The organism is Thermoleptolyngbya sp. PKUAC-SCTB121 (assembly GCF_016919485.1).
GTDB classification, from domain to species: Bacteria; Cyanobacteriota; Cyanobacteriia; order Elainellales; family Elainellaceae; genus Thermoleptolyngbya; species Thermoleptolyngbya sichuanensis.
This window is the reverse complement of the sequence record NZ_CP070366.1, coordinates 120,784-136,517: the sequence shown is the minus strand read 5'-3', so window position 1 is coordinate 136,517 and position 15,734 is coordinate 120,784. Positions and strand designations below refer to the sequence as shown.

9 protein-coding genes are annotated in these 15,734 nt (G+C 56.7%); 4 read left to right on the top strand and 5 right to left on the bottom strand.

From position 1 onward, the window contains the following. Positions 1 to 392 precede the first annotated feature (392 nt). Positions 393 to 2,045 carry a chaperonin GroEL gene (gene groL / locus JTM80_RS00525; protein ID WP_172353676.1) on the bottom strand — a complete coding sequence of 551 codons (1,653 nt, stop codon included), beginning with the start codon at positions 2,043 to 2,045 and terminating at the stop codon, positions 393 to 395. A gap of 189 nt (positions 2,046 to 2,234) precedes the next feature. Between groL and JTM80_RS00520 the strand changes: the two genes are divergently transcribed. Then, positions 2,235 to 3,830, top strand: a complete 1,596-nt coding sequence (locus JTM80_RS00520; RefSeq protein ID WP_172353675.1) for a glycosyltransferase family 39 protein — start codon at positions 2,235 to 2,237, stop codon at positions 3,828 to 3,830. Between the two features lie 655 nt (positions 3,831 to 4,485). After that, positions 4,486 to 8,463 carry a magnesium chelatase subunit H gene (locus JTM80_RS00515; protein WP_172353674.1) on the top strand — a complete coding sequence of 1,326 codons (3,978 nt, stop codon included), beginning with the start codon at positions 4,486 to 4,488 and terminating at the stop codon, positions 8,461 to 8,463. A gap of 227 nt (positions 8,464 to 8,690) precedes the next feature. On the opposite strand, the gene JTM80_RS00510 is transcribed toward JTM80_RS00515, so the two are convergent. Continuing rightward, a complete protein-coding gene (locus JTM80_RS00510; RefSeq protein WP_172353186.1) occupies positions 8,691 to 10,391 on the bottom strand; it encodes a hypothetical protein in 1,701 nt (566 codons plus the stop codon). Positions 10,392 to 10,918: 527 nt separating this feature from the next. On the opposite strand from JTM80_RS00510, the gene JTM80_RS00505 reads away from it, so the two are divergent. Next, positions 10,919 to 11,287 (top strand): hypothetical protein, encoded by a 369-nt coding sequence (locus tag JTM80_RS00505; RefSeq protein WP_205370370.1) that lies wholly within the window; start codon positions 10,919 to 10,921, stop codon positions 11,285 to 11,287. Between the two features lie 138 nt (positions 11,288 to 11,425). Continuing rightward, the gene (gene msrP, locus JTM80_RS00500; RefSeq protein ID WP_172353672.1) at positions 11,426 to 12,406 is read left to right on the top strand and encodes a protein-methionine-sulfoxide reductase catalytic subunit MsrP; all 981 of its coding nucleotides are present in this window, start codon (positions 11,426 to 11,428) and stop codon (positions 12,404 to 12,406) included. 52 nt (positions 12,407 to 12,458) lie between these two features. Here the strand turns inward: msrP and JTM80_RS00495 are convergent, their stop codons facing one another. The 3 genes from JTM80_RS00495 to JTM80_RS00485 form a co-directional block, all read right to left on the bottom strand. Further along, the gene (locus JTM80_RS00495; RefSeq protein ID WP_172353671.1) at positions 12,459 to 12,794 is read right to left on the bottom strand and encodes a gas vesicle protein; all 336 of its coding nucleotides are present in this window, start codon (positions 12,792 to 12,794) and stop codon (positions 12,459 to 12,461) included. 317 nt (positions 12,795 to 13,111) lie between these two features. Next, the gene (gene gvpN, locus JTM80_RS00490) at positions 13,112 to 14,398 is read right to left on the bottom strand and encodes a gas vesicle protein GvpN (protein WP_172353670.1); all 1,287 of its coding nucleotides are present in this window, start codon (positions 14,396 to 14,398) and stop codon (positions 13,112 to 13,114) included. Positions 14,399 to 14,465: 67 nt separating this feature from the next. Continuing rightward, positions 14,466 to 15,725, bottom strand: a complete 1,260-nt coding sequence (locus JTM80_RS00485) for a hypothetical protein (protein ID WP_205370369.1) — start codon at positions 15,723 to 15,725, stop codon at positions 14,466 to 14,468. Positions 15,726 to 15,734: the final 9 nt, after the last annotated feature.

Below are 15,734 nucleotides of genomic sequence, written 5' to 3'. Positions count from 1 at the left end.
GATCGCCCCATATCCTCCAGTCCAGTCCTTTACAATAGACGTAGCGGAGACGCATGTTTCCGTTCACTCCTCACACCACACTCCGCCTGGGCATCCGTGTTCAGGCGGTTCTTATTGCAGATTTTTCCCTTATTTTTCCCTTATTTTGAGAGGACTTTGGGCGATTTTTAAGACTATTTGAACTAGCTGAACTTGCACTGAGGGCGATCGCCCTCCTTCAGAAACGTTCAGAGACATTACTTTCAGAGACGCTACTTTCAGAGACATTACTGAGAGCAACCTGTTCCACACTCCATCAAAACTTAAAATCTCTGCCTGAATCGAATTGAATCAAGCAGAGATTTTTTGCAGTATGGCAGGGTTTCAGTTCCCAATCTCAGGATTGTTACCTTCTACATCATGCCCATGCCGCCCATACCGCCCATGCCGCCCATGCCGCCCATGTCGCCGCCGGGAGCGGGAGCCGCAGGTTCAGGCTTTTCGACCACCAGTGCTTCCGTCGTCAGCACCATCGCCGCCACCGAGGCCGCGTCCTGCAAGCCAGAGCGCACGACCTTCGCCGGATCGAGAATCCCCGCCGCGATTAGGTCTTCATAGGCATCGGTGAGCGCGTTGTAGCCCTTGCCAAACTCCATCGCTCGCACTCGTTCCACCACGACCGAGCCTTCGACTCCGGCATTGTCGGCAATCTGGCGCAACGGGGCTTCCAACGCTTTCATGATGATGTTGGCTCCGATTTGCTCCTCTGCCGAGAGCGTGTTTTTGAAGTCAGCCAGCTTTTTGCTCAGGTGCAGCAGCGTAGAACCGCCACCGGGCACAATGCCTTCCGCCAGCGCGGCTTTCGTCGCGTTCAGTGCGTCTTCGATCCGCAGCTTTTTGTCCTTCAGTTCCGTCTCGGTGGCTGCACCGACCTTAATCACAGCCACACCGCCCGTCAGCTTGGCCAGGCGCTCTTGCAGTTTCTCGGAGTCGTATTCTGAATCCGTTTCGCTAAGCTCCTTGCGGATTTGAGCGATGCGCTTGTCCAGAGCCACCTTATCGGGGGCTTCGGCAACCAGTGTGGTGGTGTCTTTAGTAATGGTAACCTTGCGGGCGTTGCCCAGCATTTCCAGCGTGGCGGTGTCCAGGCTGAGGCCAATTTCCTCCGCAATCATCTGGCCGCCCGTCAGCACGGCAATATCTTGCAGCACGGCTTTGCGGCGATCGCCAAAGCTCGGAGCCTTCACCGCAACCACGTTCAGCACGCCTCGCAGACGGTTGACCACCAGCGTTGCCAGAGCTTCGCCTTCGATATCTTCAGCGATGATCAGCAGCGGCTGTCCGGCCCGGGCAATCTTTTCCAGAACGGGCACCAGTTCACCAATCGAGCCGATTTTCTGCGTGGTGATTAGAATCGCAACATTCTCCATCTCGCAGATCATCCGCTCCGCATCGGTGACAAAGTAGGGCGAGATGTAGCCGCGATCGAACTGCATCCCTTCCACAACTTCCAGTTCTGTGGTCAGAGACTTGGATTCCTCCACGGTGATCACGCCATCGCGGCCGACTTTCTCAACGGCTTCGGCAATAATTGCGCCAACCTCTTCATCACTACCTGCGGAAACCGTGGCCACCTGGGCGATCGCATTTCCTTCGATAGGCTGGGCGACGGCTTCGATCTCATCCACCAGTTTGGCCACTGCTTTTTCAATGCCGCGACGCAGACTAATGGGGTTCGTCCCAGCCGCCACATTCTTCAGCCCTTCGTGGATGATGGCCTGGGCCAGCACCGTGGCAGTGGTCGTGCCATCACCCGCCAAATCTTTTGTTTTGGAGGCAACTTCACGAATCAACTGCGCCCCCGTGTTTTCTAGCGGATCTTCTAGCTCGATCTCTTTGGCAATCGTGATGCCGTCGTTGACAATCTGCGGCGCACCAAACTTTTTCTCCAGCAGCACGTTGCGTCCCTTCGGCCCGAGCGTCACGCGCACCGCATTGGCGATCGCATTCACACCGCGCTCCAGCGCCTGCCGAGACTCTTCCTCAAACACAATGATCTTAGACATACCTTTGTTTTCGTTAAGCGCTCCTTCCAGAATTTAGCACTCTAATGGAGGAGATTGCTAAATCTCTAGCGGCGATCGCCCTTTGCAATCCTTCTCTGGCCAGACGGTAACCGACAGCCCGCTTTGCTATGCTAGATAGCTTGCCGTTTGCATTCATGCATCTTCGGATTGATCGAGAGGAGATTGCCTGTGAACCGTCGCGCCATCCGCCCTACCGCACTTACCCCCAGACTGCTGACCCTAGTGCTGGTGGCGCTGATGCTGGGGCTTCTCTTCCGCGTCATCAACATTGACAAAAAGGTATATTGGCACGACGAAGCATATACCTCAATGGAAATGACCGCCCAGCGGCGCTCGGAGGTCGTCGAGCAACTCTTTACCGGGCGCATCGTCACCCGCGATGAGCTGCAAGCCTTTCAGCGGTTTCGCCCAGAGCGCGGCTTGGGGCAACTGTTAACTTCCCTGGGACAAGAAGACCCCCAACATCCGCCCCTGTACTACATTCTTGGGCGATTTTGGGTGCGGCTATTTGGCGATTCGGTGCTGGCGCTGCGGAGTCTGGCGGTTGTCTTTGGATTACTGATGCTGGTCTGCGCCTACTGGCTGTGCATGGAGCTATTTCAGGCTCCGGCGATCGCCCTGATGACGGTCGGCCTGCTGGCCATCTCGCCCTACCATGTCCTCTATGCCCAAGAATCGCGAGAATACAGCCTGTGGGCGGCGCTAATTCTGACCTCCAGTGCGCTGCTGCTGCGGGCGCTGCGGCTGGGCACCTGGCCCCACTGGGCGCTCTATGCGCTGAGCCTCACAGCAGGACTCTACACGTTTTTGTTCACGGGTTTGGTGGGCATTGCCCACGGCGTATACGTGCTGCTGAATGGCGGCATCTCGCGCAAGTGGGAAAAATGGCGCATGACTCGTGCTGGCACCGCATACCTGGGATGGTCGTGTGTGGCGATCGCTGCCTTTGCGCCCTGGCTCTATTTCCTAGTGAAATATCGTGACGTTTTAAGCAACACCACGGGATGGGCAAGAGAGTCGCTGCCGCTGTGGGTGATGGTGAAAGCATCGGCGCTCAACTTCAGCCGTATTTTCATGGACTTTGACTGGAATCCTGACACCTTTGCGCTCTGGTGGCTCTGTATTCCGCTGCTGATTTTAGAAATATTTGCGCTGCTATTTATCCAGCAAAATGCGCCGCGCCATGTTTGGACCTTTGTGTGGACGCTGGCTCTGATTCCTGTGTTGATTTTGGCGCTGCCGGATCTAATTTTGGGTGGACAGCGCTCGATTGTCGGGCGATATCTTGTGCCCAGTTTTCTAGGACTGCACCTGGCAGCGGGCTATCTTCTAACAATGAAAATTGAGGTTTTTGGGGCAAAAAACCGCAAATTCTGGCAGGCGATCGCCCTCTTGCTATTCTTCCTAGGCTTCCTGTCCAATATCATTAGCTCCCAGGCAGAAACCTGGTGGAATAAGGGGATTAGCTACCACATTCCGGCGATCGCCCAAACGCTGAACGAGGCGAATCAACCCATCGTGATTAGCGATGACTTTGGGATCAATATCGGCAACCTGATCGCCCTCAGCTATCGCACAAACGAGACTGTCCAGTTCTACTTGCTAAGCCACGAAGCCGAAGCAAACGTACCGCCAGAGCAGTTTCCTGATGGCTCCGACATCTTCGTGTTTTACATGCCAGAAGCTGAGCGAAATCAGATCCAACAATCTCTCGGAAAACCTTTGAACGAAGTGGGTTGGTATCTTTGGAAACTTGAAGAGTGAAACTCTTTATCAGGTTTTTATCAAAAATAAAAAGACTAGAATCCTGAATTCTAGACCGAAGAATTGATGGATTATCTATCAGCAAAGAAACCGATTTTTGAATTTATTTTTGCTGTCAAACCCATTTCAGTCCTTCAGTTGGCATTCGTGGATCTGGGTGAATCCGATCAAACAAGCGGGGCGATCGCACTGTTTAGAAACTTTTATAAAATTAGAAAATGGGGCTAGAAACCGGGCTCTGGACATTGAGGGTGATCATGTCCGGCTTAAACCTGACTCGATTCATGATTCAGTAGAACCTGGGGGTTTGCGATTCATAAGTTTTTCCTATTAGGTGCATCAGCAAATTGTTTTACATTTATTTACCAAATTGTGAGCATATACTTTTTTTGATGCTACTGATCGTAAATAAATATCTCAGCTTGTTTATCAATTTGTATCACTTGCAGCGTGAAGCCTCCATTTGACAAGCGTTTTCTGGTAAAACGACAGATGTAACACTTTTTAAGCGGTCACGGTTTGGCGCTCTCCTGTCCCACTGCGGCAGCCTAGTACTGCTGTCTGCTGTTCTGTCTTGTCCAGAGTTTCGGAGCCTACCCTGTTCCGCCCATAGCCAAAGCTGATTGCAAAACCTGTTTGAGAGGAGCCGACCTGCATGTTCACTCACGTCAAGCCCACGGTCAGACACATTGTTCCCGACAATCTCAACGGGCGTGCGCTGATCAAGGTGGTCTATGTCGTGCTAGAGCCGCAATATCAAAGCGCCCTGTCTGCGGCGGTACGTTCGATTAATGAGAGCAATCCCGACGTGGCAATCGAGATTAGCGGCTACTTGCTAGAAGAGTTACGTAGCACTGAGAACTACGAAGCCCTGCAAAAAGACGTTTCAGAAGCGAATATCTTTATCGGCTCGCTAATTTTCATAGAGGAGCTAGCAGAAAAGGTGGTGGCTGCGGTACAGCCCGTGCGCGATCGCCTCGATGCCGCCATTGTTTTTCCCTCCATGCCCCAGGTGATGCGCCTGAACAAGCTGGGCAGCTTCTCCATGTCGCAACTGGGGCAGTCCAAAAGCGTCATCGGTGAATTCATGAAGAAGCGCCGCCAGAAGCAGGGCGCGGGCTTTGAAGACGCGATGCTAAAGCTGCTAAACACCCTGCCCAAGGTGCTGAAGTATCTGCCGATGGACAAGGCGCAGGACGCGCGGAACTTTATGCTCAGCTTTCAATACTGGCTGGGCGGCTCATCCGAAAACCTGGAAAACTTCCTGTTGATGCTAATCGACCGCTATTGCGACGTGCAGGCGCTGAAATCTGCGACGCTGCAATATCGCGATCCGGTCACCTATCCCGACATGGGCATCTGGCACCCGCTCGCACCCCAGATGTTTGAGGATCTCAAAGAATACCTCAACTGGCATGGCTCTCGGCGAGACATTGGCGCAGATATGAAAGATCCCCTCGCGCCGACGGTGGGGCTGGTGCTGCAACGGACGCACCTGGTGACGGGCGACGACGCACACTATGTGGCCATGGTGCAGGAACTCGAAAGCATGGGCGCACGGGTAATTTCCGTGTTTGCGGGCGGGTTGGACTTCTCAAAACCTGTGGACAGCTACTTCTATGACCCGCTGACGAAGCAGCCCATTGTGGACGTGGTGGTGTCGCTGACGGGCTTTGCGCTGGTGGGCGGCCCGGCGCGGCAGGATCACCCCAAGGCAATCGACTCGCTGAAGCGGCTGAATCGTCCCTACATGGTGGCGCTGCCGCTGGTGTTCCAGACAACGGAAGAATGGCAGGACAGCGACCTAGGACTGCATCCCATCCAGGTGGCGCTGCAAATTGCGATTCCTGAACTGGACGGCGCAATCGAGCCGATTATTGTATCGGGTCGCGATGGCGCAACGGGTAAGGCGATCGCCCTGCAAGACCGGATAGAGGCGATCGCCCAACGAGCCATGAAGTGGGCAAACCTCCGCCGCAAGCCCCGTCTGCAAAAGCGGGTCGCCATCACTGTGTTCAGCTTCCCGCCGGATAAGGGCAACGTGGGCACGGCAGCTTATCTGGACGTATTCGGCTCTATCTATGAGGTGATGAAGGCGCTGAAGACCAACGGCTATGACGTTGAGGAACTGCCGGAGTCTGCTGAAGCGCTGATGCAAGCCGTGATTCACGATGCCCAGGCGCAATACGCCAGCCCAGAACTGAACATTGCCTACCGCATGTCGGTTCCGGAGTATGAGCAGCTCACGCCCTATTCCACCCGTCTGGAAGCAAGCTGGGGTCCGCCGCCCGGACATCTGAACACCGACGGTCAAAACCTGCTGGTATTTGGCAAGTCCTTTGGTAATGTGTTTATCGGCGTGCAGCCCACCTTTGGCTATGAAGGCGACCCCATGCGGCTGCTGTTCTCCCGTTCTGCCAGCCCGCACCACGGCTTTGCTGCCTACTACACCTACCTGGAAAAAATCTGGAAAGCCGATGCGGTGCTGCACTTTGGCACCCACGGGTCCCTGGAATTTATGCCTGGTAAGCAAATGGGCATGTCCAGCGAGTGCTATCCCGACAGCCTGATTGGCACGATTCCCAACCTCTATTACTACGCGGCGAATAATCCGTCGGAGGCGACAATCGCCAAGCGTCGCGGCTATGCCGAAACCATCAGCTACCTGACTCCGCCAGCGGAGAATGCGGGGCTATATAAAGGCCTGAAGGAACTCAGCGAACTGATCGCGTCTTACCAAACCCTGAAGGATTCGGGACGCGGCGCATCCATCGTCAACGCAGTGGTGGAAAAGTGTCGCCAGGTCAATCTAGATAAGGACATCGTGTTGCCAGATGGCGACGCTGGCGACCTGTCGGCAGAAGACCGCGACACGCTGATCGGCAAGGTCTACATCAAGCTCATGGAGATTGAGTCGCGCCTGTTGCCCTGCGGTCTGCACGTCATCGGCAAGCCCCCGACCGCAGAAGAGGCGATCGCCACGCTGGTCAACATCGCAGGACTCGATCGCCCCGAAGACGGCATCAAGAGTCTCCAGCGGATTATCGCCGAGAGCCTGGGGCGCGATATCGACGAGGTGTACAAAGGGAGCGATCGCGGCGTTTTGACCGACGTGCAGTTGCTCTACGACATCACCCAGGCGGTTCGCAAAGCCGTCGCTGCAATGGTGCAGGAGCAAATCGACGCGGACGGGCGCGTGTCTCTCGTCACCAAGCTCAACTTCTTTAACCTGGGTAAGAAAGAACCCTGGATCGAAGCGCTGGCAGAGGCGGGCTATCCCAAGGTCAACGCCGACGATATCAAGCCGCTGTTTGAATATCTGGAATTCTGCCTGAAGCAGGTTGTGGCGGACAACGAACTGGGCGCACTGCTGCAAGCGCTGGAGGGCGAGTACGTCCTGCCTGGCCCCGGCGGCGACCCGATTCGCAACCCCGATGTGCTGCCTACCGGTAAAAACATCCACGCCCTCGATCCGCAGTCAATTCCTACCCTGGCAGCAGTGCAGTCGGCCCAGATTGTGGTCGATCGCCTGTTGGCCCGGCAAAAAGCGGAGACAGGCACTTATCCCGAAACCATCGCCTTCGTTCTCTGGGGCACAGACAACATCAAGACCTATGGCGAGTCGCTGGCCCAGGTGATGCTGCTGGTGGGCGTGCGTCCGGTTCCCGATGCGCTGGGCCGGGTGAACAAGCTGGAACTGATTCCGCTGGAGGAACTGGGCCGCCCCCGTATAGACGTGGTGGTGAATTGCTCTGGCGTGTTCCGTGACCTGTTCATCAACCAGATGAATCTGCTGGATCGCGCGATTAAAATGGCGGCCGAAGCGGATGAACCAGTCGAGATGAACTACGTGCGTAAGCACGCCATCGAGCAGGCCAAAGAGTTGGGCGTAGACGTGCGTCAGGCTGCAACTCGCGTGTTCTCCAACGCATCCGGTTCCTATTCCTCCAACGTGAATCTGGCGGTGGAAAATAGCACCTGGGAAAGCGAGGCCGAGCTTCAGGATATGTACCTGTCGCGCAAGGGCTTCTCGTTCAATTCCGACAATCCGGGCGTAATGGACGATTCGCGCCAGATTTTTGAAACCGCGCTGAAGACAGTAGATGTGACGTTCCAAAATCTGGATTCTTCGGAAATCTCGCTGACGGACGTGTCCCACTACTTCGACTCGGACCCGACGAAGGTCGTGTCTCGTCTGCGGAAAGACGGTAAGCAGCCCGCCGCCTACATTGCCGACACCACCACGGCCAACGCTCAAGTGCGAACCCTGTCGGAAACCGTCCGGCTGGATGCCCGCACCAAGCTGCTGAATCCCAAGTGGTACGAGGGAATGCTGTCCCACGGCTATGAGGGCGTGCGGGAACTGTCGAAGCGACTCGTGAACACGATGGGATGGTCGGCAACGGCGGGCGCAGTGGATAACTGGGTCTACGAAGACGTGAACACCACGTTTATCGAAGACGAGGAAATGCAGAAGCGCCTGCTGAACCTGAACCCCAACTCCTTCCGCAAGATCGTCGGCACGCTGCTGGAGGTCAACGGCCGCGGCTATTGGGAAACCAGCGAAGAAAACCTAGAGCGCCTGCGCCAGCTTTATCAAGAAGTAGAAGACCGGATTGAAGGAATTGAGTAGTCCGTTCTCCGGCGCTTTGCTTGCGGCGTTATACAGGCGTTATATAAATGCGGCATGTAAACGCGGCGTAACCTAGATACGGCGTAACCTAAAAATCCCCTGCCTCTTGGAACGGTGCCAGAAGCAGGGGATTTTGCTTGAAAGGAGCGATCGCCCCGCCTAAACCAGCCAGCCTAGAGCAGGTAGACCAAGCGCGATCGCCCTTTTTCCTGGGTTAAGGCTACAGCCTATCGACGGCGGCCGGGGCGGCGACCCCCTTCATCGTTGCTGCCGCCGCGAGGACGCGAGTTTCCAGGGTCGCAGCCCTCTGGCCCATTGCCAATGCCCTGATTGCAATTGCTGCGGCGACGACCTCGACGATCGTCATCATCATCGTCGTCGTCATCATCATCGTCGTCATCATCGTCCCAGTCATAGCTCCAGTCATCATCGTCATCATCGTCGTCGCAGGCAGCACTACAGTAGCTATAGTTGCCATCGGAGCCAATCAGCATAATGGAGCCGCTCGACGTACCGATGCGCTCGTATTCGCGGATCAGTTGGGCCACTTCGTAAACCGTTGTGGTACTGACATCAACAACCCTAAAGCTGCTGCCTGGAAAAGAGATGAGAGCAGGAGCCAGCGCCGAGCGGAATACGGAAATTGTGCGGCTGACCAAGGAGAAATTGCCCGTTTGGAACGAGCTAGTGTAGGTGCAGGTCACAGGCGGGTTGGGCAGCCCGCGCACTGCAAACAAGCGCGTGTCGATTCCCTGGGTGCTAGGCAAGAAGGTGACGCGGCTTTCCTCGTAGCGGCTGCTGCTGATTCGCGTAAAGTAGTCATACACTGTTGCGCCCTGATCGATAGACCCGTTGCGATCGCCATCAATTCCATAAACCGTCCGCACAATCCGCACCTCTGACCGCTGGCTCGGCAGCACCAGGCTGACGGCTGTAAAATCCGACAGCAGTTCAAACTCGCTATAGCCAATGAACTGGTTTTGCGGCGTGTAGAGGCGCACCACGACGCGATCGCCCCGCCGCAGCCCGCGCATAAACTGGGCCCGCTGGTTCATGCGATAGCGGAAATCCCCTAGCAGCCGCTCCTCCCGATAGCCGCGCCGCGTTCTCGACTTCACCGACAGCCGCGCAATCACCTCTGGATACGTGACCTGAGATTGCAAAATCGCCAAACTAAAGTTGCCATGCTCATGGCGACGACCATGACCCGGTGTAGGACGGGGGCGCGGACCTCTAGCTTCCCGTGGATCTGGGCGGCGGCTCGGCGGCGTGGGGCGGGGGCGGCCCGGGCCGCGGTCGTTAACGGTTTCGGTAATCACCGTCTCGCGGACAATCACGACCTGACCGCTTTCCACTTGGGTCACAGTCGTCTGGGGCAGCGAGGCGTAGGTCTGGGTCGATTCCCAGGAAACCTGCTGGTTGCGGCGGCTTTGCACGTCGTAGCTGACTCGCGCAATGGAGCGGAATTCCAGCGTGTTCAGGTTGACCGATCGCCCAATCTGAGCTTGCAAATCGCTCCAGCGGATAAACTCTGGCGGCAGGGTCAGCCGGCCGCTGGGGCTAGCAATTAGCCGTGCGCCTCGCGTGGTGTAGACCTGCTGCCAGCGGCCGTTGACCCGCGCAAAGATTTGATACACCACGTTGGCGTAGGTGGTCACGGGCTTGTCCAGCACGTCTAGCTGCAAGACAATCCCTGCCAGATCCTGTCGGCTGTCCAACACGCGAGCAACCGTCAGGGCTGCCTCCCATCCCTGCTGGCGCTGGCTCACGCGCACTGGCGCATCGGAACGGGTTTGGGCGTGCAGCAAGGGAGCGTGCCCGCTTACCATCAGCATGGCCGACAGTAGGGCGATCGCCAGCCTGCGGGCAGATCCGCGAGTCAGCGCCAGCGCCGGTAGCGAGAGATAAGGCTTGACTGGTTTCGTCATCGTGAAATTCCTTTGGAATTTAGTAAAGGTGAACGAACGGAATTGGCCCGGCGATCGCCATCTTGCAATCGAGAAACCGACTGGCAAAATAAAGGGCGATCGCGAGCGTTAGGAGATTCCCTGTTGCGCGGGGCTATGCTCGACCAGCCTGTTAGCTCAGGGCTGGGAGGCAGCCAAACGCGCTGCTAAAATCCTCAACGGCTAGAAATAGCGGATGCACCAGCAGGCAGCACCCCAGCGCAGCACAGAGTCAGGTTTCCCAAAAAATCACTGGAACTGTTTCTGTCTATTGCTTGCACCGGGTGCATACGGCCGTCGCCGCTATTTGTTTGCCATGACCACAAACTTTTTTCAAATGTTCCTGACGGATATATGAAGACTGCGTAAACCTCTAGGGGCAAATCTCAAACTTCGGCCAAGCAGCGCTTCTAGAGCTATGGTTTTCTGAGAGTTTTTTCGGAAATCTGCCCATACTAGGGATGGGGTGTCACTAGGCTCGTCCTCATATAACGCCCTATACAGAATGCTTGAGAGCGAGTGTCGCCGTGTTGCCGCCAGTTATTGATGAAGGAAATTTCTTTCCGTTCAAGTTTTGGTTTAGGGACAGCATTCAAGACGGGATGTACTATCGCAGCGAGTTGTACTACCGCCTGCAAACGGTCGATGCTCAGCAGCGATCGCGGCTTTATCACTTTGCCTGCCGTCTTGCCCAGCGCGAGGCGGTCGTGGTGACGGCGAACCAGCGGTCGTGCAGTTTGTGGATCAACCTCCGCAGCAGCCTGGCCCGCGATGATCGGGCGATCGCCCAACTGCTGGATGAATTAGCGGAAACTCTAGCCCGCCCCAACTATGTACCACCCTCGTTCAACGGGCGATCGCCCTTCGAGCCGGAGTAGCTACAATCATCCAGATTCAACTCAAGCCCCAATTCATGCCAAAATCCCGATTCATGCCAAAATACAGACAGGTTAAGAACTGTTAAGTCTACTCAGCTTTCTGAACACAGTCTGAATCTGTTTTTTTAGCACGATCCTATGGCATTTCTGCATGTGCCCCCCACTTGGCGGCTGTCCGAAAACGCAGTGACGGCTGAATCGGTGTTTCTGAACCGACGACGATTTCTAAAAACGATGATCGGCGGCGGCCTTGCAATGGCGACCCTGCCGCTGGCAGGCTGCCAAACCGCCCAGGCCCCCATCGCAGAGGAACTGACGGGTACAAAGGCACTGAGGGCGATCGCCAATCCCGCCTTTCAAGATGCAGGCCGCCCCGTCACAGGCGAAGTGCTGGCCGCCACTTACAACAACTTCTACGAGTTCGGCAGTTCCAAAAACATCTGGCAAGCCGCCCAGGTTCTGCCCACCGATCCTTGGACGCTAGAAGTCACGGGTCTGGTCAACAATCCCAAAACCTATAACCTAGATGACCTGCTCACCCGCTTTCCCCTAGAAGAACGCATCTACCGATTTCGCTGCGTCGAAGCTTGGGCAATGGTTGTCCCGTGGCTGGGTTTTCCCATGAACGCCCTGCTGCGAGACGTAGACCCCAAATCTTCGGCAAAATTTGTCCGCTTTACGTCCTATTTCGACCCTGCCGTAACCAAAGGCCCCAGCTTTCCGCCCGCCCGCTTCCTGCCCTTTCCCTACACCGAAGGGCTGCGGATCGAGGAAATGGCCAACGACCTCGCCTTCTTTGCCGTCGGCATCTACGGGCACACACTGCCCAAGCAGCACGGCGCACCCATCCGCATGGTCATCCCGTGGAAATATGGTTTCAAGGGTGCAAAATCCCTCGTCAAAATCGAGTTTTTGGACACGCAGCCCGCCACATACTGGAACACCCTCAGCCCCAACGAATACAAGTTTGAAGCGAACGTGGAGCCAGACGTGCCCCATCCCCGCTGGTCGCAGGCCAAAGAGCGGCTAATCGGCCCTGGCAATCAGTATTCCTGGGAAGAAGTGCCGACGCTGCTCTACAACGGCTATGGCGAGTTTGTGGCCGATCTCTACGCCTAGCCCCCGGCGAAAACGCTGGCAAGTTCTAGGAGGATGGCTTCCGCTCGCTGGACTAGACTGTGCTGGCAGACCGGAGCGACCGCAGTTCAGACTCCAAGCTCGCAATCCGGGCTTCGAGCTGCTGATTCGTTTCCAGCAGTTTTTGCGACTGGCTGCTGAGGAACGGATCGCTCTCCCACCAGTTGATGCCAATTTCCTTTGCCTTATCCACCGAGGAAATCAGCAGGCGAATGCGAATGCTGAGCAGTTCCGTAGAACCCACGGAAACTGAGATGTCGCCTGCAATCACGATGCCTTTGTCCAGCACGCGCTCTAGCACATCTGCCAGCGTCGAGCCTTGGGTAACAGTAGGAACGGGGCGGGTTGGTTGAGCGGTTGAGTAGGGCATAGTTGGGGGTTGGAAGGGAAAGGGGCAGGTGTCGGCAAGGGGTCAGGTTTGGATCGACAGTCTCCCGTATTCAGGCAGTGATTCAGGGAGTTATTTAGGGAGCATTCAGGGGGTGTTTGAAAAGGTATCGCCTGTAATGTTAAGCACTCAGAGATCCCCCCTAGCCCCCCTTAACAAGGGGGGAAACCGCCTTAAGGTCCCCCTTGTTAAGGGAGATTTAGGGGGATCTTGCACGCTTTGCTACAAACAGTAGGACTTTTCAAACATCCTCCAAGGGGGATTGATCCAACGGTGCAATTCCTAACCCAAACTCTGAGCTAAGCGCGTTCTCCCTCGCAGACGCGATAGGTATTGGCCCGACCAGCGCCGCCTCGATTGGTGACTAGACCCTTGTCGCGCAGAGCGTTGAGGGCGTTGATGGTCTGGAAGCGGGTGATGCCGAGGGCGGTTTCGATTTCCGAGGGGCGCACGTCGGGATGGCGCTGGAGATACTCGAAGATGTCGCGCTCGTAGGGAACCGCAGGAGACTCAGGCTCTTCTTCGGGTTCGTCTGCCGCTGCGTCAGTGGAGGAGAGGGGCAGGGTGTTGAGCGGCAGCCGGACTTGGGCTTCGGGTTGGGGGGCGATCGCCGCTTGCGGGGCTGGCTGGGGAGTTGGTTGGGATTCTAGCTCAACCTCAGTGACGCGCAGATCGACAGAGGAGCGGGCAGCATCCGTATTCAACCGAATCATTTCGTTGAAAGTATCCCAGAGGATTTGGGTGGCTTCGGAGAGCGATCGCCCCGCGCGAGACAGCAGCACGTCCTGGCAAATGTCGCGAAACTCCGCGTTTTCTGGCGTGGCAATAATTTCATGCTCCTGGCAGATCTTCGCCAAAATCAGGCAAGACCGCAGCCCCGACGCGGTTTCTGCGCCCGTCTTGGTACGAAACATCCGCACCAGTTGCACGATGATGCTGGCGCTTTCGCGATCGATGCCCGTTTTCTGCACCGCGATTTCCTGCTGCGTCAGTTCATCCGGCTCCGGCATGTTGATCGTCACTAGGCGATCCAGCAGCGCGTCCTGCGTCGCGTGAACGCCGCAATACTCCTCTGGATTTGAGGTAAAAATGGCGCGAAACTGGGGATGCACGCGGATGTATTCCGTGCGGTTGTGGCTAGGCGGCAACACCAGCAACTTTTCCTCCAGCGCCGACAGCAGCACGTTGTTGACCTCTGGGCGCGATCGGTTGAACTCGTCATAGACCAGCGTAAATCCTTCCCGGCAGGCCAGCGTCAGGCGGGCATCCACCCAGTTCTGCCGGAGTTCGTCTTCTACCTTCACCACGCTGTGGATGAAGTTGTCCACAACTTTTTTGCGGGTATAGCCAGACTGGTTGCCAATCAGGTCAGAGGTTTTGAACTCATCGTCACCAAACAGCAGCATGATCGGTCGCGCAATCATGTCTGCCAAGTGCAGCGCCAAGGTGGTTTTGCCCGTGCCCGCCGGGCCGCGCAGATGGACAGAAAAGCCCGATTGCAAATAGCGCAAGGCGCGGGTGGCGATCCGTTCGACCGCGGGCGTACTGACAAATCGGCGGGGGCTGGCACGAAGAACGGTAGTCACGGGTGGCTTTCCTCTGATATGAAAATATGAAAAGGGCGATGAAATAGGCTCGCTGAGGGGCTGGGAGTCAGGCTTGATCTTGCGCCAGGTAGAGGCGATCGCGCTGCACGATCAGCCCTTGCTTGATGAGCGATCGCAGCGTATCGACCGCCTGGAATCGGTTCATGCCGAGGGCAGATTCAATGTCCATCAGCTTGGCCCCGTTGGACGACTTCACATAGTCATAGGTGGCCTGTTCCAGAGAAACTGCATCCCTTGCAGGGAACTGGCTACCGTTGCGAGTAGCGACATCCGATGCAGCCGTCACCACTGGCACGGGCGCTACTGGCACAGGCGCTACTGGCACGAGTGCTGGCACAGCAGGCTGACTGTCAACCGCGACGGAGGCGACGGGTTCGGCCACGGGGGCCGTCGAGGGCTTGAAACCACGGGCGGGCGGTCTACTCGCAGGTAGTTTAGCTGACTTGGCAGGCGACGATTTGAGGCGGGCCACCGTGCGCGGGCGGGCGGCAGATGCTTTTGCGGTCGGAGCGGGCGCAGGCGTTGCCGCAGCAGGCGTTACCGGGGGAATCGATTTGACAGCGGGCTTTGCTGAGGCGGCCGATGCGGCCGGGGCTGCGGGAGTTGCGGCGGCGGATTTGCCCCAAACTTGCTGCTGCAGCTGGGCCCGAAACTGGCGCAACTCAGCCCGAAATATGCCCAACCGCTGCATCAGATCTGCGGATTCGGATCGGCGCTTGGCACGGCTTTCGTTCAGCAAGGCTTGCACGTCCTGGGCCCGCTCCTGACGTTCCTGCGCCAGATCACCCAAATATTGCTGCACATCCGCTTGCAGGGTTTCGACAAATTCGGTCAATGTTGCTACCCGCTCAGCGTGCATTGATTGCAAGTCTGCCCGTGCTTCGGCCCGCAGCATGGCTACATCTGTCGCCAGTGCGCCCAGGTCTTGCTGATGGATGGCCCGCAGCGCGGCGACCGATTCGCGGAGCTCGTGATGAAACTGGTCTAGCTCTTGGAAAATCTGCTGCGACAAGAGCGATCGCTCTACGGCGGTAATGTCGAGAAATTGAGCGGTTTGCGTCTGCAACTGTTGTCGAAACGCAGCCAACTGCGCCATTTGCTCTGCAGCCTGAAGCTGGCGCCGCTGAGCGAGGTCGGCAAGCTGGGCCTGAGTCACCTGCTGAAGCTGTTGGTGAAACTCAGCGCGATCGCGACGAAGTTGGGCAGAAACGGTCTGACGCAGGTGGCGAAAGGTGTCCAGCAGATGCTCAACCGCTTGTTGGCGCTGCTGCCTCCCGGCCTCCCATTGGTCTTTCAGAGCAACCACAAGATAACC